25 protein-coding genes are annotated in these 25,581 nt (G+C 70.6%); 22 read left to right on the forward strand and 3 right to left on the reverse strand.

What is annotated here, in order from left to right; all coding sequences use genetic code 11:
• Positions 1 to 100 precede the first annotated feature (100 nt).
• The 3 genes from J2S22_RS21300 (at position 101) to ldtR (ending at position 3,114) form a co-directional block, all read left to right on the forward strand.
• Positions 101 to 1,129 carry a Bug family tripartite tricarboxylate transporter substrate binding protein gene (locus J2S22_RS21300; RefSeq protein ID WP_272777317.1) on the forward strand — a complete coding sequence of 343 codons (1,029 nt, stop codon included), beginning with the start codon at positions 101 to 103 and terminating at the stop codon, positions 1,127 to 1,129.
• Between the two features lie 200 nt (positions 1,130 to 1,329).
• Positions 1,330 to 2,268, forward strand: a complete 939-nt coding sequence (locus tag J2S22_RS21305) for a DUF2147 domain-containing protein (RefSeq protein WP_272777318.1) — start codon at positions 1,330 to 1,332, stop codon at positions 2,266 to 2,268.
• Between the two features lie 333 nt (positions 2,269 to 2,601).
• The gene (gene ldtR, locus J2S22_RS21310) at positions 2,602 to 3,114 is read left to right on the forward strand and encodes a transcriptional regulator LdtR (RefSeq protein WP_111360698.1); all 513 of its coding nucleotides are present in this window, start codon (positions 2,602 to 2,604) and stop codon (positions 3,112 to 3,114) included.
• A gap of 146 nt (positions 3,115 to 3,260) precedes the next feature.
• On the opposite strand, the gene J2S22_RS21315 is transcribed toward ldtR, so the two are convergent.
• Positions 3,261 to 3,620, reverse strand: coding sequence for a hypothetical protein (locus tag J2S22_RS21315; protein WP_272777319.1), 360 nt, complete (start codon positions 3,618 to 3,620; stop codon positions 3,261 to 3,263).
• Positions 3,621 to 3,999: 379 nt separating this feature from the next.
• On the opposite strand from J2S22_RS21315, the gene J2S22_RS21320 reads away from it, so the two are divergent.
• Positions 4,000 to 5,280 (forward strand): L,D-transpeptidase family protein, encoded by a 1,281-nt coding sequence (locus J2S22_RS21320; protein ID WP_272777320.1) that lies wholly within the window; start codon positions 4,000 to 4,002, stop codon positions 5,278 to 5,280.
• Here J2S22_RS21320 and J2S22_RS21325 read toward each other — a convergent pair.
• Positions 5,229 to 6,386: a GlxA family transcriptional regulator gene (locus J2S22_RS21325; protein ID WP_272777321.1), complete on the reverse strand. Its 1,158-nt coding sequence runs from the start codon at positions 6,384 to 6,386 to the stop codon at positions 5,229 to 5,231. The two genes, J2S22_RS21320 and J2S22_RS21325, sit on opposite strands and share 52 nt — an antisense overlap.
• Positions 6,387 to 6,557: 171 nt before the next feature.
• Between J2S22_RS21325 and J2S22_RS21330 the strand changes: the two genes are divergently transcribed.
• The 5 genes from J2S22_RS21330 to J2S22_RS21350 all read left to right on the forward strand — a co-directional run bounded on the left by J2S22_RS21330 (position 6,558) and on the right by J2S22_RS21350 (position 10,313).
• Complete coding sequence (locus J2S22_RS21330) at positions 6,558 to 7,607, forward strand: class I SAM-dependent methyltransferase (RefSeq protein ID WP_272777347.1); 1,050 nt, start codon at positions 6,558 to 6,560, stop codon at positions 7,605 to 7,607.
• A gap of 116 nt (positions 7,608 to 7,723) precedes the next feature.
• Positions 7,724 to 7,948, forward strand: a complete 225-nt coding sequence (locus J2S22_RS21335) for a DUF6898 family protein (RefSeq protein ID WP_272777322.1) — start codon at positions 7,724 to 7,726, stop codon at positions 7,946 to 7,948.
• Between the two features lie 184 nt (positions 7,949 to 8,132).
• Entirely contained in the window at positions 8,133 to 9,437 is a 1,305-nt protein-coding gene (glyA, locus tag J2S22_RS21340) for a serine hydroxymethyltransferase (protein ID WP_272777348.1), read from the forward strand.
• 48 nt (positions 9,438 to 9,485) lie between these two features.
• Positions 9,486 to 9,965, forward strand: a complete 480-nt coding sequence (gene nrdR / locus J2S22_RS21345; RefSeq protein WP_272777323.1) for a transcriptional regulator NrdR — start codon at positions 9,486 to 9,488, stop codon at positions 9,963 to 9,965.
• A 102-nt stretch (positions 9,966 to 10,067) separates the two neighbouring features.
• Positions 10,068 to 10,313: a nucleotidyltransferase family protein gene (locus tag J2S22_RS21350; protein WP_272777349.1), complete on the forward strand. Its 246-nt coding sequence runs from the start codon at positions 10,068 to 10,070 to the stop codon at positions 10,311 to 10,313.
• Positions 10,314 to 10,646: 333 nt separating this feature from the next.
• Here J2S22_RS21350 and J2S22_RS21355 read toward each other — a convergent pair whose 3' ends face one another.
• Complete coding sequence (locus J2S22_RS21355; RefSeq protein ID WP_272777324.1) at positions 10,647 to 11,345, reverse strand: alpha/beta fold hydrolase; 699 nt, start codon at positions 11,343 to 11,345, stop codon at positions 10,647 to 10,649.
• A gap of 264 nt (positions 11,346 to 11,609) precedes the next feature.
• Between J2S22_RS21355 and ribD the strand changes: the two genes are divergently transcribed.
• The 13 genes from ribD (at position 11,610) to nuoH (ending at position 25,576) form a co-directional block, all read left to right on the forward strand.
• The gene (gene ribD / locus J2S22_RS21360) at positions 11,610 to 12,710 is read left to right on the forward strand and encodes a bifunctional diaminohydroxyphosphoribosylaminopyrimidine deaminase/5-amino-6-(5-phosphoribosylamino)uracil reductase RibD (RefSeq protein WP_272777350.1); all 1,101 of its coding nucleotides are present in this window, start codon (positions 11,610 to 11,612) and stop codon (positions 12,708 to 12,710) included.
• A 340-nt stretch (positions 12,711 to 13,050) separates the two neighbouring features.
• Positions 13,051 to 15,762, forward strand: coding sequence for a bifunctional acetate--CoA ligase family protein/GNAT family N-acetyltransferase (locus J2S22_RS21365; protein WP_272777325.1), 2,712 nt, complete (start codon positions 13,051 to 13,053; stop codon positions 15,760 to 15,762).
• A 497-nt stretch (positions 15,763 to 16,259) separates the two neighbouring features.
• Entirely contained in the window at positions 16,260 to 16,625 is a 366-nt protein-coding gene (locus J2S22_RS21370) for an NADH-quinone oxidoreductase subunit A (protein WP_272777326.1), read from the forward strand.
• Positions 16,595 to 17,206 (forward strand): NuoB/complex I 20 kDa subunit family protein, encoded by a 612-nt coding sequence (locus J2S22_RS21375; RefSeq protein ID WP_370878232.1) that lies wholly within the window; start codon positions 16,595 to 16,597, stop codon positions 17,204 to 17,206. The genes J2S22_RS21370 and J2S22_RS21375 overlap by 31 nt, the downstream gene beginning before the upstream one ends.
• A gap of 16 nt (positions 17,207 to 17,222) precedes the next feature.
• Complete coding sequence (locus J2S22_RS21380; protein ID WP_272777328.1) at positions 17,223 to 17,837, forward strand: NADH-quinone oxidoreductase subunit C; 615 nt, start codon at positions 17,223 to 17,225, stop codon at positions 17,835 to 17,837.
• A gap of 14 nt (positions 17,838 to 17,851) precedes the next feature.
• On the forward strand, positions 17,852 to 18,286 hold the full coding sequence (locus tag J2S22_RS21385) for a thioesterase family protein (protein ID WP_272777329.1): 435 nt from the start codon (positions 17,852 to 17,854) through the stop codon (positions 18,284 to 18,286).
• A gap of 9 nt (positions 18,287 to 18,295) precedes the next feature.
• Complete coding sequence (locus J2S22_RS21390) at positions 18,296 to 19,486, forward strand: NADH-quinone oxidoreductase subunit D (protein WP_272777330.1); 1,191 nt, start codon at positions 18,296 to 18,298, stop codon at positions 19,484 to 19,486.
• A complete protein-coding gene (locus J2S22_RS21395; RefSeq protein ID WP_272777331.1) occupies positions 19,483 to 20,067 on the forward strand; it encodes a Uma2 family endonuclease in 585 nt (194 codons plus the stop codon). Before J2S22_RS21390 ends, J2S22_RS21395 begins: the two co-directional genes overlap by 4 nt.
• Positions 20,068 to 20,823: an NADH-quinone oxidoreductase subunit NuoE gene (gene nuoE / locus J2S22_RS21400; RefSeq protein WP_272777332.1), complete on the forward strand. Its 756-nt coding sequence runs from the start codon at positions 20,068 to 20,070 to the stop codon at positions 20,821 to 20,823. It begins immediately after the preceding gene.
• Positions 20,823 to 22,145, forward strand: a complete 1,323-nt coding sequence (gene nuoF / locus J2S22_RS21405) for an NADH-quinone oxidoreductase subunit NuoF (RefSeq protein WP_272777351.1) — start codon at positions 20,823 to 20,825, stop codon at positions 22,143 to 22,145. Before nuoE ends, nuoF begins: the two co-directional genes overlap by 1 nt.
• Positions 22,146 to 22,149: 4 nt before the next feature.
• Positions 22,150 to 22,353, forward strand: coding sequence for a hypothetical protein (locus J2S22_RS21410; protein ID WP_272777333.1), 204 nt, complete (start codon positions 22,150 to 22,152; stop codon positions 22,351 to 22,353).
• Positions 22,354 to 22,462: 109 nt separating this feature from the next.
• Positions 22,463 to 24,544, forward strand: coding sequence for an NADH-quinone oxidoreductase subunit NuoG (nuoG, locus tag J2S22_RS21415; protein ID WP_272777334.1), 2,082 nt, complete (start codon positions 22,463 to 22,465; stop codon positions 24,542 to 24,544).
• Between the two features lie 6 nt (positions 24,545 to 24,550).
• Positions 24,551 to 25,576, forward strand: a complete 1,026-nt coding sequence (gene nuoH / locus J2S22_RS21420; RefSeq protein WP_272777335.1) for an NADH-quinone oxidoreductase subunit NuoH — start codon at positions 24,551 to 24,553, stop codon at positions 25,574 to 25,576.
• The last annotated feature ends 5 nt before the right edge of the window (positions 25,577 to 25,581 follow it).

Here is a 25,581-nt window from a genome sequence, read left to right on the forward strand (position 1 = left end):
TCGAAGTCCCTCCCACCGCCGATCGTCCCCCGACATGCGAGAGGCGACGGCGTGCGCCGCGAGACGGAGCCCGCGAGAGGGCCCGTGACGGGAGACGACCGTGTTGCGCCGACTGCTGGCCCTGATCGCCGTGGTGCTCCTCGCCGGAGGAGCCTCGACGGCCGTCTCCGAGGCCCAGATCTATCCCATCCGCCCGGTCCACATCGTGGTCGGCTTCCCAGCCGGTTCGACGACCGACATCCTGGCCCGCATCTACGCCGACAAGCTGACCGAGTACTTCAACCAGCGCTTCATCGTCGAGAACATCCCCGGCCATTCGAGCAACGACGCGGCCGCCGCGGCGGCGATCGCCGAGCCGGACGGCTACACGCTGTTCGTCGCCAGCAACGCCCAGTCGGCCAATGCGGCGCTGCTGCCGGAGCAGCCCTTCGCGTTCCCGAACGCCTTCGCGCCGATCGCGCTGCTCGGGCGGGTGCCGACCGTCGTGGTGGTCAACCGCGCGCTCGGCGTCGGCTCGATCCGGGAGCTGGTGGCGCTCGCCAAGGCGCGGCCCGGCGCCCTGCGCTACGGCACCTCCGGGCTGGCGACCGGCCCGCACATCGCCGCCGAGCTGTTCAAGGCCTCCGCCGGCATCCGGCTGGAGCACGTCTCCTATCGCGGCAGTCACGAGGCCGCCGCCGACCTGGTCGCCGGGCGGCTCGAGGTGCTGTTCGCGCCGCTGCCGACCATCGCCGGCATCGCGGCCGACCGCCGCATCGTCCAGCTCGCCGTCACCGGCGCGCGCCGCAGCGCGGTGGCGCCGCAGCTGCCGACGCTGGCCGAGACCGGCGTCGCCGGCGTCGACGTCAGCCTGTGGTTCGGCCTGATGGCGCCGCGCGGCGTGCCGACCGAGATCCAGCGCGAGCTCGCCAACGCGATCGGCCGCGCCCTCGAGTCGCGGCTGTTCAAGGAGAACCTGACGGCGAGCGGCGCCGAGCCGGTGCGCGCCCCGATCGAAGCCTTCTCGGCCTTCCTCGAGCTCGACATGCCGCTGTGGGCGACCCAGGTGTCGCGCGCCGGCATCTCGATCGACGAGGTCGATCGCCCGGCCGTCTCGACCGCACCGGCCCTCCCGGTCAACGGCCACTGAGCCGCCGCGAGGCGGACCCACCGCGCGGCGACGGGCGGGCAGGGCGGGTCGCCGGGATCCGCCCTGTCGCGTCACGCCCGGCGGTTCGGCCGGCCGACGGCGGCGCCGGCCGCGTGTGATCCACCTCACGGTTGTGGCGCCGGCTGCGGCGCATCCTCGCCTTCGACACGGGCCGCCGGGCCCATCGACGGGAGGATCCCATGAACACCCTTGCTCGCGCTCTTGGCCGCACGCTGGGTCGGACGTTCGGTCTCGCCGCCGCCTTCGTGGTCCTGGGCGGCGCCGCCCAGGCCGGCTCGTTCAGCGTCCCGGTCAACGGCGGCACGGTCCGCTTCGACATCGACGAGCGCTGCCGCGACAGGCTGTGCGGCTCGGTCACCTGGCGCGAGCGCGGCGCCCGCGACGCCCAGCGCTACGACCTGCCCGGGATCGGCTGGAAGGACATCGAGAGCCTCGCCAAGGGCAAGCTCGGCGGCTTCGGCGGCCTCGGCAAGGACGACGACGAGGAGGAGACCGAGACGGCCACGGTGCCGGCGCCGCAGTGGCGCTCGCGCCCGGGCACCGGGACCGCGACCGCGCCGGCCGCCCCGCCGCCGCAGCCGACCACCACGGCTCCGGCCCCGGCCACCGCGGGCGTCGTCGCCGTGCCGCCCCCGCCGCCGGCGCCTCCGCCCGTCACCGGGCGCTCCGATCCGGCGCCCGTCACGGTGACGCCGCCGGCTGCCGCGGCCGCTCCACCGCCCGCTCCGGCCCCGGCCGTGGCGCCGCAGCCCGAGCCGCGCGTCGCCGCGCTGCCGCCCGCACCCGCTCCGACGCCCGCTCCGGCGGCCGCCGCCACCGGCCCGATCGGCCTGTGGGCGACCGAGAAGAAGGAGGGCATGGTGCGGGTCGAGGCCTGCGGCCCGAATCTCTGCGGCTACGCGGTCGACGAGAAGACCGGCCGCAACGGCCAGAAGGTGCTGATCGACATGAAGCCGTCCGGCAGCGTTTGGAAGGGCCGCATCAAGGACACCCGCAATGGTGGCGGCGGCATCTACGACTCGACCCTCGCCATGAAGGGCGACGACCGGATGCGGGTGCAGGGCTGTGCCTTCGGCGGCATGTTCTGCGGCGGCCAGACCTGGACCCGGGTGAACTGACGCGACGCATCTTCCCGGGCCGGCGGACCTGCGGTCCGCGTCCGGAGCGACCCGGCAGGCAATCGCGGCGGCTCCAGGGGCCGCCGCGATCGTTTTCGGGTGAACGAAAAACCCGTGCGCCCGACCGGACTTGCCGGTTCCACGGTCCAGTCGAAAAGCGGTGAACGCAAGGTAAAACCAACCCCTCGGATTCCATCCTTAGTCGTTGGTTTACCTCGGCAAATAAACGGGTTCTTTATTGTATTGTTTAAACCGTTTTTAGAGCGTGTCACGTAGGAATAGGACGAACGAGGAATACAGGGCCTCGTCGTACAACAACCAACAGGCGTCGTCATGAAAGCAGTCGCTAGGCCGGCGGAACCCGCCGAGCGGGATATGCGCTTCGACCATATCCGGCCGCTCTACCTGGAATCGCTGACGCTCGTCGAGAGGCTGCACCGCCGGCTTCTCGACGTCATCAAGGACGAGTTCGACCGCCGCGGCCGCGCCGACATCAACTCCGTGCAGGCGCTGCTGCTCTACAACATCGGCGACAAGGAGCTCACCGCGGGCGAGCTGCGCACGCGCGGCTACTACCTGGGCTCGAACGTCTCCTACAACCTGAAGAAGCTCGTCGAGATGGGCTTCCTCGATCACCAGCGCTCGCGCGTCGACCGCCGCTCGGTGCGCATCAAGCTGACCGACAAGGGCCGCGAGGTGCGCAACATCATCGAGGCGCTCTACCAGAAGCACGTGCGCACGGTGGAGCAGGTGGGCGGCGTCAACGCCGAGGAGTTCGCCACCCTCAACAAGGCGCTGCATCGGCTCGAGCGATTCTGGACCGACCAGATCCTCTATCGGCTCTGATCGCGGGTCCGATCCGTCGAACACCGGCGGGTGCTCCGCACCCGACCCCCCGGACGAACGCCCCGGCCGCCTTCGGCGGACCGGGGCTTCGTGCGTTTTCGGGCCACGCCCGCATGCCGAATGGGCGGGACGAGCCCGGCCCGCTCTCAGTCGAACGTCGCGGAGGTGGTGTCGGTCTTGCTGTTGTAGCGGAGCGTGACCCGCTCGACCCGGCACAGGTTGATGTCGTGCCAGACGGCGGAGGAGTCGTCGTCGCTGTAGACGACCTTGAGGTCCCACAGGCAGGTCTTGCCGGCGCGGCTGAACGTGATGTTGGCGCGTTCGCCGTCCTCCAGGGTGTCGTCGCCCAGGACGTCCTCTTCCCAGTCGTCGGCCTTGCTCGGCGAGACGTAGACCTCGCTGATGTCGTAGCCGGTGCGGTTGACGAGCGTGAAGTCCTGCCGGCTCTGCGCGAGCGCCGTCGTCGCGACCATCGAGACGAGGGCCGCGGCGGACAGAACGGTCATTCTCATTGAGATCGGCTCCATTGCCGTTCGGGGGTTGCGATGCGCGGCCCTCGCCGGGGCGGACGGACTCGCGCATCGGTGCGCGGCGAACTTACGGAACACCCTGGAATACCGTCAATGCTCGCGCCCCGACACGTTTCTCGCGATCACCATGCAGGGCTGCAGAGCTGCAGAGCATCGTCGTGCGTGCACGATCGTTGCCGAGGTGACATAAAAACGCCGGCTCGGCTCCGTAATGGCCGGGATCTTCGGGATGCGGACGGGCGAGGCGCGGCAGTGTCGGGGCGCGCCTCAGAGGTCGCTGCGAGGTGAGATGGACGGGGACGTGAAGAACCACGGTGGCGCGGCGGGGCTCCACCGGAACGATGGCGCGCAGCCGATGTCGCCGCGGATCCCTGGCTTCGACCGGCGGACGGTCCTGCGCGCCCTGGCGGGCGGGGCGGCCGGCATCGCCGGGATCGGCAGCGCCGGCGCCCAGGACGCCGTGCTCGAGCAGCTCATCCAGCAGAGCCAGGGGCGCAATTTCGGCCAGGGCTTCGATTCGGCCTCGCGCACCATCCTGATGCCCAAGGCCTCGCTGCCGACCCTCGACCCGTCGACGGCGCAGACCACCGAGCAGTTCATCCCGCGCTACGAGGCGATCGTGGCGCAGGGCGGCTGGCCGGCGGTGCCGCAGGTCGAGCGGCTGCGGCTCGGCAACCGCAATCCCGCCGTCCCGGTGCTGCGCGAGCGGCTCGCGGTGTCGGGCGACATCGATCCGGCCGCGGCGGGGGCGGGCGACGTCTACGATTCCTATGTCGAGGCGGCGGTGCGGCGCTTCCAGGCGCGCCACGGCCTGACCGTCGACGGGGTGGTGCGCCAGCAGACCCTCAAGGCCCTCAACGTACCGGCCCAGGTGCGGCTCGCCCAGCTGCGCATCAACGTGGTGCGGCTGCGCACGCTGTCGCAGAATCTCGGCTCCAAGCTGGTGGTCGCCAACATCCCGGCCGCCCAGATCGAGGCGATCGACAGCGGCGTCGTGGTGTCGCGTCACGTCACCGTGGCCGGCAAGCCGGACCGCCCGTCGCCCGACCTGCAGACCCGCATCGTCGAGGTCAACTTCAACCCGTACTGGACCGTGCCGGTCTCGATCGTGCGCAAGGACCTGATCCCGCGCATGCAGGAGGAGCCGGACTATCTCACCAAGAATCACATCCGCATCTTCGACGGCCGCGGCACCGAGCTGCAGCCGACCCAGATCAACTGGAACACCAACGAGGCGGTGAACTACCGCTTCAAGCAGGATCCCGGCGACTTCAACTCGCTCGGCTCGATCCGCATCAACTTCCCCTCGAAGGACGGCGTCTACATGCACGACACGCCGTCCAAGAACCTGTTCGGCGAGGACTTCCGGTTCCACTCCTCGGGCTGCATGCGGGTGCAGAACGTCCGCGAGCTGGTGGTCTGGCTGCTCGCCGACACGCCCGGCTGGACGCGCGCCGAGATCGACGCGGTGATCAAGTCGGGCGAGCGCAAGGACGCCCGCCTGTCGAGCCCGGTGCCGCTCTACTGGGTCTACGTGACCGCCTGGGTGACGCCCGACGGCGTCGTCCAGTTCCGCGACGACATCTATTCCCGCGACGGCCTCGCCGCCAGCACGGCCGGCGCGACGCGCGGGTAGGGGGCGGCGGCACCGCCGCGCCCGGCTTCGCCACACCCCGCTTCGGCATCCTCCGCGCCGCCGGCGGCTGGCCGCCCCGGCGCGCCGCGCCCGGCGACGAGCCGCGGCAGCTGGAACTTGCGGCGGTAGTCGCCCGGCCGCATGCCGGTGAGCCGCAGGAACAGCCGGCGGAAATAGGACACGTCCTCGTAGCCGACCTCGGCCGCGACGGCCTCCACCGAGGCCTCGCTGGTCTCCAGGAGCTGCTTCGCCTCCTCGATCCGCAGCGCCTGCACATAGGCGAGCGGCGCGTAGCCGGTGGCGCGCTTGAAGCGCCGGTCGAAGGTGCGCTTGGGCAGCGCGGCGCGGCGCAGCATCTCGGTCAGCACGTCGTGCCGCCCGTAGTTCTCGGCCAGCCAGGTCTGCAGGGCGCCGACCACCGCGTCCTCGTGGCTCGTGTTGGCGAGCAGCGACGCGTAGGGGAGCTGCCCCTCCCGGTGCCACTGGTACAGAAAGACCTTCGAGATGCGCAGCGCCTCCTCGGTGCCGGCGTGGCGGGCGATCAGCAGCAGGCTCAGATCCTGCCACGACGAGGCGCCGCCGCAGCAGACGATGCGATGGCCCTCGCCGGCCTGGACCAGGATGCGGTCCGCGTGCACCCGCACGGTCGGGAAGGCCTTGCGCAGCAGCGGCGCATAGGCCCAGTGCGTCGTCGTCTCCAGCCCGTCGAGCAGGCCGGCGGCGGCCAGCACCAGCGAACCGCCGCAGGCGGCGTAGAGATGGGCGCCGCCCGCATGCATGCGGGCGATCCACGCGACCAGGGCGGGATCGAGCCGGTCCAGCGACTCCGGGGTGTCGACCATCACGTTGGGGACGAAGACGATGTCGGTCTCGCCGATGTCCGCGGCGGCGTCCTGCGGCACGATGCTCACCCCGGTGAAGAGCACCAGCGGATCCGTGGTGGCGGCGACGATGCGAGGCTCGAACAGCGGCGGCCCCGCGGGGCGGCCCTGGAGCATGTCCCACACCCGTCCGGCGGCCCACAGCGTGTCGAACACGCCGTAGACGATCGACGGATCGCATTCCGGGAAGACCGGGATGCTGACGCGCAGCGGCGTGGTCGGCACGGCACCGCTCCCTGTTGGCTCGATACCCCCCGGTCCCGGCCAGTCTGCCCCTGAACGACGAACCGCGCCAGCGATACCAACCGTGCCGTGCGGCGGACCGCGCGCGGCGCGGGCCGTCCGTGGCCGCGCGCGGCCGTGCGACGAACCCGAAAGGACCCCCCGATGGACAGCATGACCCTCGACACGCAGCGCCTGAACGCGCTGCTCGGAACCATGGTCGTCGAGCTCGGCGCCGCCGCCAACGGCGTGCTCGTCAGCCTCGGCGACCGGCTCGGCCTCTGGCGGGCCCTGCACCGGCACGGGCCGCTCACCAGCGCGGCGCTGGCGCGGGCGACCGGCACGCAGGAGCGCTACGTGCGCGAATGGCTGTCGGCCCAGGCGGCCTCCGGCTTCGTGACCTGGGAGGCGGCGGACGGGACCTTCCGGCTCACCGCCGAGCAGGCGGCCGTGCTGGCCGACGAGGACAGCCCGGTGTTCATGGGCGGCGGCTTTTCCGGGCTCGGCGCCGTCTATGCCGGCGAGGACCGGCTCGCCGCCGCGTTCCGGAGCGGCGAGGGCATCGGCTGGGGCGAGCACTGCGCCTGCCTGTTCTGCGGCACCGAGCGGTTCTTCCGCCCCGGCTACCGGGCGCATCTCGTCGCCGAGTGGCTGCCGTCGCTCGCCGGCGTGGTGGCGAAGCTCGAGGCCGGCGCCCGCGTCGTCGACGTCGGCTGCGGCCACGGCGCCTCGACCCTGATCATGGCCGATGCCTTCCCGCGCTCCGCGTTCGTCGGCATCGACTTCCACGCCCCGTCGATCGACCACGCCCGCTCGCACCTGGAGGGTCGCCGCAACGTCCGCTTCGAGGTGGCGCGGGCGCAGGACTTCGCCGGCCACGGCTTCGACTTCGCCACCCTGTTCGACGCCCTGCACGACATGGGCGATCCGGCCGGGGCCGCCCGCCACATCCGCGACAGCCTGGCGCCCGACGGCACCTTGATGGTGGTCGAGCCGGCCGCCGGCGACTCGCTCGCCGAGAACCTCGGCCCGGTCGGCCGCGCCTTCTACGCCTACTCGACCAGCCTGTGCGTGCCGGCCTCGCTGAGCCAGGAGGTCGGCGCCGCGCTCGGCGCCCAGGCCGGCGAGGCCCGGCTCGCCGCCGTGCTGCGCGAGGGCGGCTTCTCCCACGTCCGCCGCACCGTGACGACGCCGTTCAACATGGTGCTGGAGGCGCGGCCCTGAGGCCGGGCCGGGCGGCCCGCAGGCGGCCGTCCGCTCCCGCCGGGGCGGCGACGATCGGCGCCGTCGTCCCGGGGCGGAAATCTGCTAGCCTCCCGGCTCCACTGCACGAGGCCGGGATGGCGGACGAATCAGCGGGTCGCGAGGTGCTGTTCGAGATGATGACGGTCGGCGGCACCGTCCGGGTGGTGGCGATCGACGCCGCCACCGGCATCGAGGTCACCGTCATGGGCCCGCTGACGGCGCCGCGCTGGGAGCTGCAGCGCCTCGCCATGCGCAAGCTGGAGCGCCGGCTCGCCCAGGAAGGCGGCGGGCAGGGCGGCGGGCAGGGCGGCGGCCGCTGAGCCGCGGGGGCGGCCCACGAATGCAGCCGCGATCCCGGAGACCCCAGATATTGAGCCCGGCGCCGTGCCGCCGTCCCACAACTTGGCGCTTGGCGGCCGATGTGCTAATCCGGCGGCCCAAACACCCCGGCACACGCCTGTCGCAGGCGCTTCTTTGCGCGTTCCGCGGCGCCAGGAGACCATGATGTCCGTGACCAACCCGGCTTCGCGCGAAGCCGAAGCCTTCTTTTCCGCGTCCGTCCGCGAGGCCGACCCCGAGATCTTCGGCGCCATCGAGCAGGAGCTCGGCCGCCAGCGCGACGAGATCGAGCTGATCGCCTCCGAGAACATCGTCAGCCGCGCCGTCCTCGAGGCGCAGGGCTCGGTGCTCACCAACAAGTACGCGGAAGGCCTGCCGGGCAAGCGCTACTACGGCGGCTGCCAGTATGTCGACGTCGTGGAACGCATGGCGATCGAGCGGGTTACGAAGCTTTTCGGATGTGGCTTCGCCAACGTGCAGCCGCATTCCGGCGCCTCGGCCAACGCCGCCGTGTTCTTCGCCCTGATGAATCCGGGCGACACCTTCATGGGGCTCAATCTCGCCGCCGGCGGCCACCTCACCCACGGCTCGCCCGTCAACGTCTCGGGCAAGTGGTTCAAGGTGGTGCCGTACACGGTGCGGCCGGACGACCACCGCATCGACATGGACCAGGTGCGCGAGCTCGCCCGCGCCAACAAGCCGAAGGTCATCGTCGCCGGCGGCTCGGCCTATCCGCGGGTGATCGACTTCCGCGCCTTCCGCGAGATCGCCGACGAGGTCGGGGCCTATCTGTTCGTCGACATGGCGCATTTCGCCGGACTGGTGGCGGGCGGGGCGCATCCGAGCCCGTTCCCGCATGCCCATGTCGTGACCACCACGACCCACAAGACGCTGCGCGGCCCGCGTGGCGGCGTCATCCTGTCGGACGACGAGGCGCTGGCCAAGAAGATCAACTCGGCCGTCTTCCCCGGCATGCAGGGCGGCCCGCTGATGCACGTCATCGCGGCCAAGGCGGTGGCGTTCGGCGAGGCGCTGCGGCCGTCCTTCAAGATCTACGCGAAGAACGTCGTCGAGAACGCGAAGGCGCTTGCGGAAACCCTGAAATCGCGCGGCTTCGACATCGTCTCGGGCGGCACCGACACGCACCTGATGCTGGTCGATCTCCGGCCGAAGCGGCTGACCGGCAAGGTCGCCGAGGCGGCGCTCGGGCGGGCCCACATCACCTGCAACAAGAACGGCATTCCGTTCGATCCCGAGAAGCCGATGGTGACGTCTGGCGTCCGGCTCGGCACGCCGGCCGGCACCACCCGGGGCTTCGGGGTCGCCGAGTTCAAGGAGATCGGCGAGATGATCTCCGAGGTGCTCGACGTGCTGTCGCAGAAGAACGCCGACGAGGACGCCCTCGTCGAGGGCGCGGTGCGCGAGAAGGTGTCGCGGCTGGTCGCCCGCTTCCCGATCTACACCACCTAGGTCGGGACCGGGCCGGCGGGCCGCCGGAGAGAGGACGGGGGACGCGGAATGCGCTGTCCGAGCTGCGGCAGCCTCGATACCCAGGTGAAGGACTCGCGTCCCACCGAGGACTCCTCCGCCATTCGCCGCCGGCGGCTCTGCCTCGCCTGCGGCTTCCGCTTCACCACCTTCGAGCGCGTGCAGCTGCGCGAGCTCACGGTGATCAAGCGCAACGGCCGGCGGGTGCCGTTCGACCGCGACAAGCTCGCCCGCTCGATCGAGATCGCGCTCAGAAAGCGAAACGTCGATCCCGACCGGGTGGAGCAGACGATCTCCAGGATCGTCCGCGAGCTGGAGAGCCTGGGCGAGGGCGAGGTGACGGCCGAGACGATCGGCGAGACCGTCATGGCCCACCTCAAGGATCTCGACGACGTCGCCTATGTGCGGTTCGCCTCGGTCTACAAGAACTTCCGCGAGGCCAAGGATTTCGAGCAGGCGCTCGCGGAGCTCGCCGGCGACGAGGACGAGCCGGCCCCGACCGGGCGGTAGGGCCGGAGCCGGCGACTCCGGCCGCGGAGGACCACGAGGGAGGGTGACAACAAGCATCGCGCCGATGCCATTGCACGCCTCAAGGAGCACGCCGGCGCCGTGATGGCCCGCGGGGCGACGGCGCTCTACCTGTTCGGGGCGACGGCGCGAGACGAGGCCGAGCCGGACAGTGACCTCGATCTGTTCCTCGACTACGATCCCGAAAAGAAATTCTCCCTGGTCGACCTCGTCGGCATCAAGTTGTTCCTCGAAGAAGAACTCGGTGTCGAGGTCGATCTCACGACCCGGGACAGCCTGCATCCCGCACTGAAAAGAGCGATCGTCGACTCGGCCGTCCGCGTGTTCTGACCCGGCATCCGCCCGATCCCTTCGGTGGTCATTCCGGGGCGGCGCGCAGCGCCGAACCCGGAATCCAACCCCGACTGCAGAACTCGCCGCTGGATTCCGGGTTCGCAGCTTCGCTGCGCCCCGGAATGACGACTGGTCGACCGGACTCGTTCTGACTCGCTCCATACGGCGAACGCCGTTTCCGCCCTCACCCTGAAGAACCCGCGCAGCGGGCGTCTCGAAGGGCGAGGGCGGACCGGAGTCCAGGCCTCGTGGTTCGAGACGCGTTCCTTCGGAACGCTCCTCACCATGAGGGGGAAGGCTGCGATACCCGGCCCTCCGGCTCTATCTGCCTCACACCGCCGCGAGAATCCGCGCCACCCCGTCCGGGTCGGCCACCATGGCGTCGTGGCCGCAGGCGAGCTCTTCCACCCGCCAGGACGGGTCGGCGGCGAGCTTCGCCACCACGGCGTCGAACGGGGCGCTCGGGAAGCCCTTGGCGCGGATGAACACCTTCCGGGCCACCCGGTCGGCCGCGCCGGTGAGGGCGATGCGGTCCGTGTAGGTCTTCATCGGGTGCAGCGTGCACAGGCCGTCGACCCACGGCCGGTCCGCCTCGGCGACCCCGAGCGCGGCGGCCGGGTAGGGCTTCAGCGCGATCTCGCCGGTCTTCGGCGCGTTGGCGATGGCGTCGCGCATGCCCTGCGAGGTGCCGTCGATCATGGCGGCGCCGTTCTCCGGCATGAAGGCGTCGAGATAGACCAGCGCCCCGATCGACGGGCCGACCGCCTCGGCGGCGCCCGAGATGATGAAGCCGCCATAGGAGTGGCCGACCAGGATCACGTCCTCGAGCCGCTCCCACTTGATCACGTTGACGACGTCGGCGATGTGCGTGTCGAGCCCGACCGCGGGGCTCAGCAGATGCGAACGCTCGCCGAGCCCGGTCAGGGTCGGGGCGAAGACGCGGTGTCCCTGGGCGACGAGCAGGTCGGAGACGCGGCGCCAGCACCAGCCGCCGTGCCACGCCCCGTGCACCAGCACGAAGGTCTTCATCGATTGCACTCCGGAATGCCGCGCGAGTCGCGGCCATGAGGCGGGGGTGGGGGGATTACACACCGCGGCACCGCGGCCGTCCATGCGGGCGGCCCCGCAGCGACGATGCGGATTTCGCGCGACACGCCTGGCCGGCGCGCCGCCCGGCCCTTGCCGCGGCGGCGCGGCGCCGGCATGGTCGCAGCCCTGATGCACCGCTCCGACCCCGCCGCGGCCCCGCCCGCGCCCGCCGACCGATCCGACCCCGCCGTCGACGCCCGCTTCATGGCGCTGGCGCTGGCGCTCGGCCGGCGCGGCCTCGGCAACACCTGGCCGAACCCGGCGGTGGGCGCCGTGGTGGTCCGGTTCGACGGCGGGACGCCGCGGATCGTCGGCCGCGGCTGGACCCAGCCGGGCGGCCGCCCGCATGCCGAGACCGAGGCGCTGAAGCGGGCGGGCGGGGCGGCCCGCGGCGCCACCCTCTACGTGACGCTGGAGCCGTGCTCGCATCACGGCAAGACGCCGCCCTGCGTCGACGCCATCCGGGCCGCCGGCATCGCCCGGGTCGTCTCGGCGATCGAGGACCCGGACACCCGGGTGGCCGGGCGCGGCCACGCGATTCTCCGCGCGGCCGGCCTCGTCGTGGACGTCGGGGTGGGCGCCGACGCGGCGCGCGAGGCCCATGCCGGCCACGTCCGCCGCATCCTCGACGGCCGGCCGCACGTCACCCTGAAGATGGCGCTGTCGGCCGACGGCAAGGTGGCGCTCGCCGGCCGGCGGCCGGTCGCCATCACGGCCGAGGCGGCGAACGCCCGCGTCCACATGATGCGGGCCATGCACGACGCCATTCTAGTCGGCATCGGCACGGCGCTGTCCGACGACCCGCTCCTGACCTGCCGGCTGCCCGGCCTCGCGCACCGCTCGCCGGTGCGGGTGGTGGTCGACGCGGGCCTGCGGCTGCCTGCCGCCGCGCGGCTGGTGCGGACCGCCGGCGAGACGCCGCTGTGGATCGTGACCCGCCCCGACGCGCCGGCCGAGGCCGCCGCGCGGCTGCGCGCCGCCGGCGCCCACCTGATCCATGTGGCGCCCGCCGCCGGCGGTCCCGGGGTGGACCCGGATGCCGCGCTGCGCGCCCTCGGCGCCCTCGGCGTGACCCGGCTGCTGGTGGAGGGCGGCCCGACCGTCGCGGCCGTCCTGGTGCGGGCCGACCTCGTGGACGCTGCCGTGCTGCTCACCGGGGAGCGGCCGATCGGGCCGGACGGGCTCGACCCGCTGGAGGGCCTGCCGCTCGCCGCCCTCACCGGCGGGCCGGCCCTGGCCCTGCGGGCGACCGCGCGGCTCGGCCCGGACCGGATCGACACCTACGGCCGCGCCGCTCCCGCGTGACCCGCCGCCGCGGGCGCATGCTGCGGCGCGGCGCTGGGTCGCGCTCCGGGAAACTGCGCACGCGCCATGAGTGCGAGTCGGTCTAGACACGCCCGTGGCCGATCGCTTCGCCGGCGGCCGCGTCCGGTGTCGTGCGAGTGCAGGTCCCCCGCGTGGTCGGTCACCCGAGACAGCCTGTCGCCCCTCCCTCGCGTCCGTCGCCTTTCTGTTTTCGCATCCCGCCAGTATTTTTGCGTCGCAGCCCTGTCGCGTCGTGCCGCGCGCTCGTCGCATCGAGCCGACGACCCTTCCGCCGGGCGGCCGACAGCCGCGGCCCCCAGGTTCCAGACGAGGCGAATTCATGAGCACCTACCGCCTTCAGTCGCTCTTCGCCCCGAGGTCGCTGGCGCTCGCCGGAGCGAGCCCGCGCGACCTCTCGCTCGGCCGTATTGTTCTACGAAACATCCGCGAGGGCGGATTCAAGGGCAGGCTGCAGCTCGTCAACCCGCGCCATGCCGAGATCGACGGGGTGCCGTCGGTCGCCGGGCTCGACAGGCTCGACGGCCTCCCGGACATGCTGGTGATCACGGCGCCGCCGGGCGAGGTGCCGGGCCTCGTCGCCCAGGCGGGCGCGCGCGGCATTCCGGCCGCCGTCATCATCACCTCGGGGCTCGGCCACGGCCCGGGATCGCTCGCCGAGGCGACCGCCCAGGCGGCGCGGCCGCACGGCCTGCGCGTCCTCGGCCCCAACTGCCTCGGCGTCCTGGTGCCGAGCCTCGCGCTCAACGCCAGCTTCGCCACCCGCATGCCGAAGGTCGGCGACCTGGCGCTGATCTCGCAGTCGGGCGCCATCGCCTCCAGCCTGGTCGAATGGGCCGGCAGCCGCTCGATCGGCTTCTCGGCCGTCGCCTCGATGGGCGACGCGGTCGACGTCGACTTCGGCGACCTGCTCGACTACTTCGCCCTCGACCGCAAGACCCGCGCCATCCTGATGTACGTCGAGTCGATCACCGACGTGCGCAAGTTCATGTCGGCGGCCCGCGCCGCCGCCCGCGTCAAGCCGGTCATCGTGGTCAAGTCGGGCCGCCATCCGCTCGCCGCCCAGGCGGCTGCCACCCACACCGGTGCGCTGGCCGGCGCCGACGCCGTCTACGACGCCGCCTTCCGGCGCGCCGGCCTGCTGCGGGTGCTCGACCTCGACGAGCTGTTCGCCGCCGCCGAGACGCTCGGCCATCTCAGCCCGTTCGAGGGCAAGCGGCTGGCCATCCTGACCAATGGCGGCGGCATCGGCGTGCTGGCGGTCGACCGGCTGGTCGACTTCGGCGGCACGCTGGCGACCCTGTCGGAGAAGCGCATCGCCGAGCTCGACGCGGTGCTGCCGAAGAGCTGGTCGCACGGCAACCCGGTCGACATCATCGGCGACGCCGACGCCAGGCGGTACCGGGCGGCGCTCGAGCAGCTGGTCGCCGACCGCGACAACGACGCCGTGCTGGTGATGAACTGTCCGACCGGCCTCGCCTCGCCGGCCGAGTCGGCGGCCGCCGTCGTCGAGGTGATCCAGCGCGAGCGCGCCCGCAGCATGACCCGCAAGCCGGTGCTGTGCGTGTGGGTCGGCGACCGCGGCGAGGCGACCCGCATCTTCGACGCCGCCGGCATCCCGCATTACGACAGCGAGACCGAGGCGATCCGCGGCTTCATGCACCTCGTCCGCTACCGCGAGGCGAACGACTCGCTGATGGAGACGCCGCCCAGCGTCCCGACCCAGTTCGTCTCCGACACCGAGACGGCGCGCGAGGTGGTGACCCGGGCGCTCGCCGCCGGCAAGACCTGGCTCGACCCGATGGAGATCGAGACGCTGCTCGGCGCCTACGGCATCCCGATCGCGCCGAGCCACCTGGCCCGCAACGGCTTCGAGGCGGCGCGCGCCGCCCGGCCGTATTTCGCCAAGGGGCAGGCCGTGGTGCTCAAGATCCTGTCGCCCGACATCGTCCACAAGTCGGAGATCGACGGTGTCCGGCTCAACATCCTCAACGAGGAGGCGGTCCGCCGCGAGGCCGACGACATCCTGACGCGCGCCCGCAGGACGCATCCGCAGGCGCGCCTGATCGGCGTCACGGTCCATCCCATGGTGGTGCGGCCGAAGGCCCGCGAGCTGATCGTCGGCACCACCGACGACCCGGTGTTCGGGCCCGTGGTGGTGTTCGGCCGCGGCGGCATGGCCGTCGAGGTGCTCAACGACAAGGCGCTGGCGCTGCCGCCGCTCGACATGAAGCTCGCCCGCGATCTGATCGACCGCACCGGCGCCGGCCCGCTGCTCGGCGCCTACCGCAACGTCCCGCCGGCCGACCGGCAGGCGATCGAGCTGGTGCTGGTGAAGGTGTCGCAGCTCCTCGCCGACGTGCCCGAGGTGCGCGAGATGGACCTCAACCCGGTGCTGGCCGACGACAGCGGCGTGATCGCGGTCGACGCCCGCGTCACCATCGCGCCGGTCGCCGCCGGGGCGCGGACCCGGTTCGCGGTGCGGCCCTATCCGAAGGAGCTGGAGACGCATGTTCCGGGCTGGGACGGCCATCCGGTGCTGCTGCGCCCGGTGCGCCCGGAGGACGAGAACCTCTATCTCGACTTCTTCAGGCACGTCAGCGAGAACGACCTGCGGCTGCGGTTCTTCGCCCCGGTGAAGGAGTTCAGCCACACCTTCATCGCCCGCATGACACAGATCGACTACGCCCGCGCCATGGCGTTCGTCGCCATCGAGGAGCGCACCGGCGAGATGCTGGGCGGCGTGCGCATCCACTCCGACGCGAACTACCAGAAGGGCGAGTACGCCGTGCTGGTGCGCTCCGACCTCAAGGGGCGCGGGCTCGGCTGGATCCTGATGCAGCGGATGATCGACTACGCCAGGGCCGAGGGACTCGCGGAGGTGGAGGGCCAGGTGCTGCGCGACAACACCACGATGCTCCGCATGTGCACGGATCTCGGCTTCCGCATCGAGCACGATCCCGAGGACCCGGGCCTGTGCAAGGTCGTGCTCGACCTGACCGCCGCCGGGGCGGTCGCGAGCGCCGCGGAGTGACCCGGCCGCGGGGCAGGGGCGGGGCGGGCGTCGCCGGACCGCGGGTTCGATCGGCCGCGGCGCCTGATTCGGCGCGCACCGCACCGCAGCATCGCGGCGTTCTGGATCGAGGCACCATCGTCGCGGTGCCGGTCCGGCAGCCGCGGCCGGCGCTGCGAAAATCTCTCGCCGCCGGCTGGAAAAGCCGACGGACGTGTCTATTTTCTGGTCTCCCGGGCGCCCGCCGCCATCCTCCACGCCACCGCCCGGGCGACCGGTCCGCCGCTGCAAGGCCGCTGCCACTTCTTGTGGCATCGGCGCCGCTTGCGGCCGTGGGGGCACTGCGGTAAGCGTCACGCGACACCGCCCTGGAACCGCTCAAAAGCAGGACCGAGCGGCCGCGACGCGGGCACAGCGGGGATGACCGGACTGGAGCCGTCCGGGACCAGAAACACGAAAACGACCGCCGGCAGGGACCTCCCTCCCGTCGGGATGTCGATCGCGATCAGGGGTCTCGAATGAACGCCTTGCTGCTCGACTATCTGCCCATCGTGGTGTTCATCGGCATTTCGCTGGTCATCGTGCTCGGCCTGATGGTCGCGCCGTTCCTGCTCGCCCACAAGAATCCCGACGCGGAGAAGCTTTCGGCCTATGAATGCGGGTTCAACGCATTCGACGACGCCCGCATGAAATTCGACGTCCGATTCTACCTCATCTCCATCCTGTTCATCATTTTCGACCTCGAGGTTTCCTTCCTTTTTCCCTGGGCGGCGGCATTCGGCGAGATCGGCTTGTTCGGTTTCTGGTCGATGATGGTCTTTCTCGGAGTCCTGACCATCGGCTTCGTCTACGAATGGAAGAAGGGAGCCCTCGAATGGGACTGACCGATCGGACCCAAGCCGACCGGACCTTGGTGGCGCCCGCCGCGACCGGAGTTCTCGACCCGCGCACCGGCAAGCCGGTCGGCGCCGACGATCCGTTCTTCGTCGGGGTCAACGACGAGCTCGCCGACAAGGGCTTCATCGTCACGGCGACCGACGAGATCATCAACTGGGCCCGCACCGGCTCGCTGATGTGGATGCAGTTCGGCCTCGCCTGCTGCGCCATCGAGATGATCCACGCGGCGATGCCGCGCTACGATCTTGAGCGCTTCGGCTTCGCGCCGCGTGCCTCGCCGCGCCAGTCCGACGTGATGATCGTGGCCGGCACGCTGACCAACAAGATGGCGCCGGCGATGCGCAAGGTCTACGACCAGATGCCGGAGCCGCGCTACGTCATCTCCATGGGCTCCTGCGCCAACGGCGGCGGATACTACTACTACTCCTACTCGGTGGTGCGGGGATGCGACCGCATCGTCCCGGTGGACGTCTACGTCCCGGGCTGCCCGCCGAGCGCGGAGGCGCTTCTCTACGGCGTGCTGCTGCTCCAGAAGAAGATCCGCCGTACCGGCACAATCGAACGATAGGCGCGAGGTCAGCGTCATGGACGACAAGGTCGTCGTGGACAGGCTCGACGAGCTCGGACAGGCCATCCTGCGCGCGCTGCCCGGCGCGGTGACGGGCTACACGGTCGCGGTGGGCGAGCTCACCGTGACGGCGAAGGCGTCCGAGATCGTCGCGGTGACGACACGGCTGCGCGACGATCCGGAGTTCGCCTTCGTCGGCTTCGTCGACGTGACGGCTGTCGACTGGCCGCAGCGCGCGAAGCGCTTCGACGTGGTCTACCATCTGCTCTCGCCGACCAGGAACTGGCGGGTGCGGATCAAGACCGAGACCGACGAGACGACGCCGGTGCCGTCGATCATCTCGGTGTTCCCGGGCGCCGACTGGTTCGAGCGCGAGGCGTTCGACCTCTACGGCGTGGTGTTCGAGGGCCATCCGGATCTCCGCCGCATCCTCACCGACTACGGCTTCGAAGGGCATCCGCTGCGCAAGGACTTCCCGCTCACCGGCTTCCTCGAGGTGCGCTGGGACGACGAGCAGAAGCGGGTCGTCTACGAGAAGGTGCAGCTCGGCCAGGAGTTCCGCAACTTCGACTTCCTGTCGCCCTGGGAAGGGACCGACTACGTGCTGCCGGGCGACGAGAAGGCGAAGTGAGGGCCGGATCGAGCATGAAACCCACCCTTCAGCCCGGGCTGACGCATCGCTTCTCGTTCGCCGTTCCGGCGAGCAAGACGGTGCCGCACCTCTATCCGGAGGCGCCCGAGTTCCAGGCCATGCCGGAGGTGTTCGCCACCGGTTTCATGGTCGGGCTGATGGAGTGGACCTGCGTCCAGCTCCTCGCCCCGCATCTCGATGCGGGCGAGGGCAGCCTGGGCACCCACATCGACGTCAGCCACCTGGCGGCGACGCCGCCCGGCCTGACCGTCACGGTCGAGGCGGAGTGCGTCTCGGTCGAGGGCCGCAAGCTCGGCTTCCGGGTCAGGGCGCACGACGGGGTCGACGCGATCGGCGAGGGCCGCCACGAGCGGGTGGTCGTCGCGTGGGACAAGTTCAATGCCCGGGTGGGCGAGAAGGCGCGCGCGGCGCAGGCCGCCGGGGTTTAGAGGGTCGAAATGGCCGAGACTTCGGTTCGTAGCTTCACGATCAACTTCGGTCCGCAGCATCCGTCCGCGCACGGCGTGCTGCGGCTGCTGCTCGACCTCGACGGCGAGGTGGTGGAGCGGGCCGACGCGCATGTCGGGCTCCTGCATCGCGGCACCGAGAAGCTGATCGAGTACAAGACCTACATGCAGGCGATCCCGTATTTCGATCGCCTCGACTATTCGTCGCCGATGTCGCAGGAGCACGTCTTCTGCATGGCGATCGAGAAGCTGCTCGGTCTCGAGGTGCCGCGCCGCGGCCAGCTCCTGCGGGTGCTGTTCCTCGAGCTGACCCGCATCAAGAACCACATCCTCAACATCACCACGGGCGCGCTCGACATCGGCGCGCTGACGCCGCCGCTGTGGGGCTTCGAGTTCCGCGAGCAGATCATGGGCTTCTACGAGCGCGCCTCGGGAGCCCGCATGCACGCGAACTACTTCCGGCCCGGCGGCGTGCACCAGGACGTCCCGCAGAAGCTGCTCGACGACATCGAGGCGTTCTGCGATCCGTGCCTCGACATGATCGCGGATCTGGACGCGCTGCTGACCGAGAACCGCATCTTCAAGCAGCGCATGGTCGACATCGGCATCATGACGCTCGACGAGTGCTGGGGCTGGGGCTATTCGGGGCCGCTGGTGCGGGCCGCCGGCGGTGCCTGGGACCTGCGCCGCGCGCAGCCCTACGAGTGCTACGACGAGATGGAGTTCGACATCCCGGTCGGCAAGCACGGCGACTGCTACGACCGCTACCTGGTGCGCATGGAGGAGATGCGGCAGTCGATCCGCATCATGCGCCAGTGCCTCGCCAAGCTGAAGCAGCCGGACGGGCAGGGGCCGGTGCTCGCCGAGGACAACAAGATCACGCCGCCGCGGCGGGGCGAGATGAAGCGCTCGATGGAGTCGCTCATCCACCATTTCAAGCTCTACACCGAGGGCTTCCATGTCCCGGCCGGCGAGGTCTACGCCGCCGCCGAGACGCCCAAGGGCGAGCTCGGCGTCTATCTCGTGTCCGACGGCACCAACAAGCCCTACAAGTGCAAGATCCGGGCGACCGGCTTCGCCCATCTGAGCTCGATCGACCACATCAGCAAGGGCCACATGCTGGCCGACATGACCGCCATCATCGGCTCGCTCGACCTGGTGTTCGGGGAGGTCGACCGATGAACGCGCCGCTTCCCTCGGTCCCCATGACGGTGCCGGAGTTCCTGGCCTGGAGCGAGCGGCAGCCCGAGACCGACCGCTACGAGCTGGTCGATGGGAAGGTCGTCGCCATGTCGCCGGAACGCAATCGCCACAACCTGGTGAAGCTCGAGGTCGCTATCGCCCTGCGCGAAGCGGTCCGCCGCGCCGGAGTGCCTTGCACGGTCTTCACCGACGGAGCCAGTGTGGCGATCGACGAGCGGACCGTCCGCGAGCCCGATGCCGCCGTTCAGTGCGGGGGCGACGTCGATCTCGACTCGATGCTGATCGAGGCGCCGTGCATCGTCGTCGAGGTGGTGTCGCCGTCGAGCGAGCGCGACGACGTGCAGACCAAGTTCATCGATTATTTCGTCGTTCCGACGATCCGCCACTATCTGATCGTGTTCTCGGAAAAGCGGACCGTCATCCATCACCGTCGCAACGACCAAGGCACCATCGACACCCGCATCGTCAAGGATGGCGACATCGTGCTCGACCCGCCCGGCATCACGGTCGCGGTCGCGTCGCTGCTCGGGCCGGCTCCGGCTGCGAAGGAGATCCACTAGATGGCCGTCCGTCGTCTCGCTCCCGCCGAGAAGCAGCCGAAGGAGTTCGCCTTCACGGCCGAGAATCTCGACTGGGCCAAGGGCCAGATCGCCAAGTATCCGGAAGGGCGCCAGGCCTCCGCCGTGATCCCGTTGTTGTGGCGGGCCCAGGAGCAGGCCGGCGGCTGGGTGCCGCAGAAGGCGATCGAGCACGTCGCGGCGCTGCTCGGCATGCCGACCATCCGGGTGCTCGAGGTCGCGACCTTCTACACGATGTTCAACCTCGAGCCGGTCGGCAGGCACCACGTCCAGCTCTGCGGCACCACGCCCTGCGTGCTGCGCGGCGCCGACGCGCTCAAGAAAGTCTGCAAGGAGAAGATCGGCGACGAGCACCACGTCTCCGCCGACGGCACCTTCTCCTGGGTCGAGGTCGAGTGCCTGGGCGCCTGCGTCAACGCCCCGATGGCCCAGATCAACTACGACTACTACGAGGATCTGACGCCGGAGAACTTCTCCAGGCTGCTCGACGATCTGGCGGCGGGTCGCGAGGTGAAGACCGGACCGCAGATCGACCGGCAGTTCTCGGCACCGGTCGGCGGGCCGACGACGCTGACCGGCGAGGTCGGGACCGGCGGGCCGGCGCCCGCGAAGGAGCCGGCGCTCGCCGATGCCGACGCCAAGCGGCCGGGCGAGGCCGCCAACGTGCGTGACGAGGGCACCCCGAAGCCGCCGGTCGGCGACGGATCCAAGCGCCGCAAGACCACCAGGCGGGAATGATGCTGCACGATCGCGATCGCATCTTCACCAATCTGTACGGCCTCCACGACTGGGGGCTCGAGGGCGCGCGCAAGCGCGGCGCCTGGGACGGCACCAAGGCGCTCCTGGAGAAGGGGCGCGACGGCATCATCAACGAGATCAAGGCGTCCGGCCTGCGCGGCCGTGGCGGCGCCGGCTTCCCGACCGGCCTCAAATGGTCGTTCATGCCGAAGACCTCGGCGGACGGCCGGCCGAGCTATCTCGTCGTCAACGCCGACGAGTCCGAGCCAGGCACCTGCAAGGACCGCGAGATCCTGCGCCACGACCCGCATCTGCTCGTCGAGGGATGCCTGGTCGCCGGCTTCGCCATGGGCGCCAGCGCCGGCTACATCTACGTGCGCGGCGAGTTCATCCGCGAGCGCGAGCGCTTGCAGGCGGCGATCGACCAGGCCTACGAGGCCCGGCTGATCGGCAAGAACAACATCCACGGCTACGACTTCGAGCTCTACGTCCATCACGGCGCCGGCGCTTATATCTGCGGCGAGGAGACGGCGCTGCTGGAGAGCCTCGAGGGCAAGAAGGGCATGCCGCGGCTGAAGCCGCCGTTCCCGGCCAATGTCGGCCTCTACGGCTGCCCGACCACGGTCAACAACGTCGAGAGCATCGCGGTCGGTCCGACCATCCTGCGGCGCGGCGCGTCGTGGTTCTCCTCCATCGGCCGGCCCAACAACACCGGCACCAAGCTCTTCTGCATCTCCGGGCACGTCGAGAAGCCGTGCAACGTCGAGGAGGAGATGGGCATTCCGCTGCGGGAGCTGATCGACCGCCATGCCGGCGGCGTGCGCGGCGGCTGGGACAACCTGCTCGCCGTCATCCCGGGCGGCTCTTCGGTGCGCTGCCTGCCGGCCGATCTCTGCAACGACCTGCCGATGGACTTCGACTCGCTGATGAAGCTGAAGTCGGGTCTCGGCACCGCCGCCGTGATCGTGATGGACAAGTCGACCGACATCGTCCGGGCGATCGCGCGCATCTCCTACTTCTATCGCCACGAGAGCTGCGGTCAGTGCACGCCGTGCCGCGAGGGGACGGGGTGGATGTGGCGCGTCGTCTCCCGGATGGCGGAGGGGCGGGCGCACAAGCGCGAGATCGACATGCTGCTTGAGGTGTCGAAGCAGGTCGAGGGCCACACCATCTGCGCCCTCGGCGACGCCGCGGCGTGGCCGATCCAGGGCCTGATAACCCATTTCCGCCACGAGATCGAGAAGCGCATCGACGAGTACGCGGGGCGTCCCGACGACGAGGGCGTGCGCGATCCCGACACGGTCGCCGAGGCGGCGGAGTAGGGCGATGGCCGACGCTCCCGAAAGCCCGATGCTCGTCCCGCTGCGTCGCATCGACGAGCGGACCGGGCGCATGGCCCAGGACCTTCACGATCTGAAGGTTCGGGTGACGGCGATCGAGGACGGTTTCGCGGGCGTGTATCGCCGGATGGATCGGTTCGAGCAGAGACTGGAGCGCGTCGAGCGCCGGCTCGAGCCATCGGACGCGTAGGCAGGGGATTTGACGTCATGGCCGGGCTCGTCCCGGCCGTCCACGGTTTCGGATCATGGATGCCCGGCACCGGGCGGGGCGTGACGATGGAGAGGACAAGGGAAGCGCGATGACCAAGATCGTCGTCGACGGCATCGAAGTGGACGTCCCGCCCGAATACACGCTGTTGCAGGCGTGCGAGGCGGCGGGCGCCGAGATTCCGCGCTTCTGCTTCCACGAGCGCCTGTCGATCGCCGGCAACTGCCGCATGTGCCTGGTCGAGCTGAAGGGCTCGCCGAAGCCCGTCGCCAGCTGCGCCTGGGGCGTGCGCGACTGCCGGCCGGGCCCGAACGGCGAGCCGCCGCAGGTCGAGACCCGCTCGCCGATGGTCCGCAAGGCGCGCGAAGGCGTGATGGAGTTCCTGCTGATCAACCATCCGCTCGACTGTCCGATCTGCGACCAGGGCGGCGAGTGCGACCTGCAGGACCAGGCGATGGCCTACGGGGTCGACTCCTCGCGGTTCCAGGAGAACAAGCGGGCCGTCGAGGACAAGTACCTGGGCGCCCTGGTCAAGACCTCGATGAACCGGTGCATCCAGTGCACCCGCTGCGTGCGCTTCGTCACCGAGGTGGCCGGCGTGCCCGAGCTCGGCGCCATCGGGCGCGGCGAGGACATGGAGATCACCAGCTATCTCGAGCAGGCGCTGACCTCCGAGCTGCAGGGCAACGTGGTCGACCTCTGCCCGGTCGGTGCGCTCACCTCCAAGCCCTACGCCTTCACGGCGCGGCCGTGGGAGCTGTCCAAGACCCAGTCGGTCGACGTGATGGACGCGGTCGGCTCGGCCATCCGGGTCGACTCGCGCGGCCGCGAGGTGCTGCGCATCCTGCCGCGCCTCAACGAGGACGTGAACGAGGAGTGGATCTCAGACAAGACCCGCCACGTCGTCGACGGGCTGCGGGTCCAGCGCCTCGATCGCCCCTATGTGCGCGAGAACGGCCGGCTGCGGCCGGCCTCGTGGGCGGAGGCGTTCAAGGCGATCGCCGCCAGGATCGACACCACCGGCCCGGGCCGCATCGGCGCCATCGCGGGCGATCTCGCGACCGTCGAGGAGATGTTCGCGCTCAAGGAGCTGCTCTCCGGGCTCGGCTCGGCGAACATCGACTGCCGCCAGGACGGCGCGGCGTTCGACCCGGCGCTCGGTCGCGGCACCTATCTGTTCAACCCGACCATCGCCGGCATCGAGAAGGCCGACGCGCTGGTCGTGGTCGGCGCCGATCCGCGGCGCGAGGCGGCGGTCCTCAACGCCCGCATCCGCAAGCGCTGGCGCATGGGGCCGTTCGCGGTCGGCCTGATCGGCCCGCGCGTCGACCTCACCTATCCGGTGCACTATCTCGGCGCCGGCCCGGACACGCTCGCCGACCTCGCCGCCGGCAAGGGCGACTTCGCCCCGATCCTCTCGGCGGCCGAGCGGCCGATGCTGCTGCTCGGCGCCGGCGCGACGGCGCGGCCCGACGGGGCGGCGGTCGCCGCGCTCGCCGCCAAGGCGGCCGTGGCGGCCGGGGCCGTCACCGACGAGTGGAACGGCTTCGGCGTGCTGCACACCGCGGCCTCGCGGGTCGGCGGCCTCGACATCGGCTTCGTGCCGGGGCAGGGCGGTCTCGACGCCGCCCGGATGGCGGCCTTCGGCACCCTCGACGTGCTGGTCCTGCTCGGCGCGGACGAGATCGAGGTCGCGCCCGAGACCTTCGTGGTCTACATCGGCACCCACGGCGACCGCGGCGCCCACCGGGCCGACGTGATCCTGCCGGGCGCCGCCTACACGGAGAAGTCCGGGATCTGGGTCAACACCGAGGGCCGGCCGCAGATGGGCCTGCGCGCCGCCTTCCCGCCCGGCGACGCCCGCGAGGACTGGGCGATCCTCCGCGCGCTGTCCGACGTGCTCGGCCGCAAGCTGCCCTACGACAGTCTCGCCGCGCTGCGGGCCGCGCTGTTCAAGGCGCATCCCCATCTGCAGCGGATCGACCGCATCACGCCGGCGAGCGCCGACGACGTGCACCGGCTCGCCTCGCGGGCCGGCAGCGTCGACGCGGCGCCCTTCGCCCCGACCATCACCGACTTCTACCTGACCAACCCGATCGCCCGCGCGTCCGCCGTCATGGCCGAGTGCTCCGCACTCGCCCAGGGCTCCGCCGCGCTGCGCGCCGCGGAGTAGCCCCCGATGGCCGAGCTGTGGACCAACTATCTCTGGCCGCTCCTCCTGATCGTCGTGCACAGCGTCGCCGTGCTGCTGATCCTGATGACGGCCATCGCCTACATCCTCTACGCCGACCGCAAGATCTGGGCGGCCGTGCAGATCCGGCGCGGCCCCAACGTGGTCGGGCCGTGGGGACTGCTGCAGTCGTTCGCCGACATGCTGAAGTTCGCCATCAAGGAGCCGATCATCCCGGACGGGGCCAACAAGGGCCTGTTCATCCTGGCACCGATCGTCACCTGCGTGCTGGCGCTGTCCGCCTGGGCCGTGATCCCGGTGGCGGAGGGCTGGGCCGTGGCCGACATCAATGTCGGCATCCTCTACATCTTCGCGATCTCGTCGCTCGGCGTGTACGGCATCATCATGGCCGGCTGGGCGTCGAACTCGAAATACGCCTTCCTGTCGTCGCTGCGCTCCGCCGCCCAGATGGTGTCCTACGAGGTCTCGATCGGCTTCGTCATCATCACGGTGCTGCTCTGCGTCGGCTCGCTGAACCTGACCGCGATCGTCAAGGCGCAGGACACTCAGTGGGGCCTGCTCGGCTGGTACTGGCTGCCGCTGTTCCCGATGTTCATCATCTTCTTCGTCTCGGCGCTGGCCGAGACGAACCGGCCGCCCTTCGACCTGGTCGAGGCCGAGTCCGAGCTGGTCGCCGGCTTCATGGTCGAGTACGGCTCGACCCCCTACGTGCTGTTCATGTTGGGCGAGTACGTGGCGATCACCACCATGTGCGCCATGTGCGTCATCCTGTTCATGGGCGGCTGGCTGTCGCCGATCCCGTTCCCGCCCTTCACCTGGGTGCCCGGGGTGATCTGGTTCACCCTCAAGGTGCTGTTCGTCTTCTTCATGTTCGCCCTGGTGAAGGCGTTCGTTCCGCGCTACCGCTACGATCAGCTCATGCGGCTCGGCTGGAAGGTGTTCCTGCCCATCTCCCTCGTCATGGTCGTGATCGTGGCCGGGGTGCTGCAGTACACCGGGCTGGCGCCGAAGTGAGGACC

This window comes from Rhodoplanes tepidamans (assembly GCF_030813915.1).
In the GTDB taxonomy this organism is placed as follows: Bacteria; Pseudomonadota; Alphaproteobacteria; order Rhizobiales; family Xanthobacteraceae; genus Rhodoplanes; species Rhodoplanes tepidamans.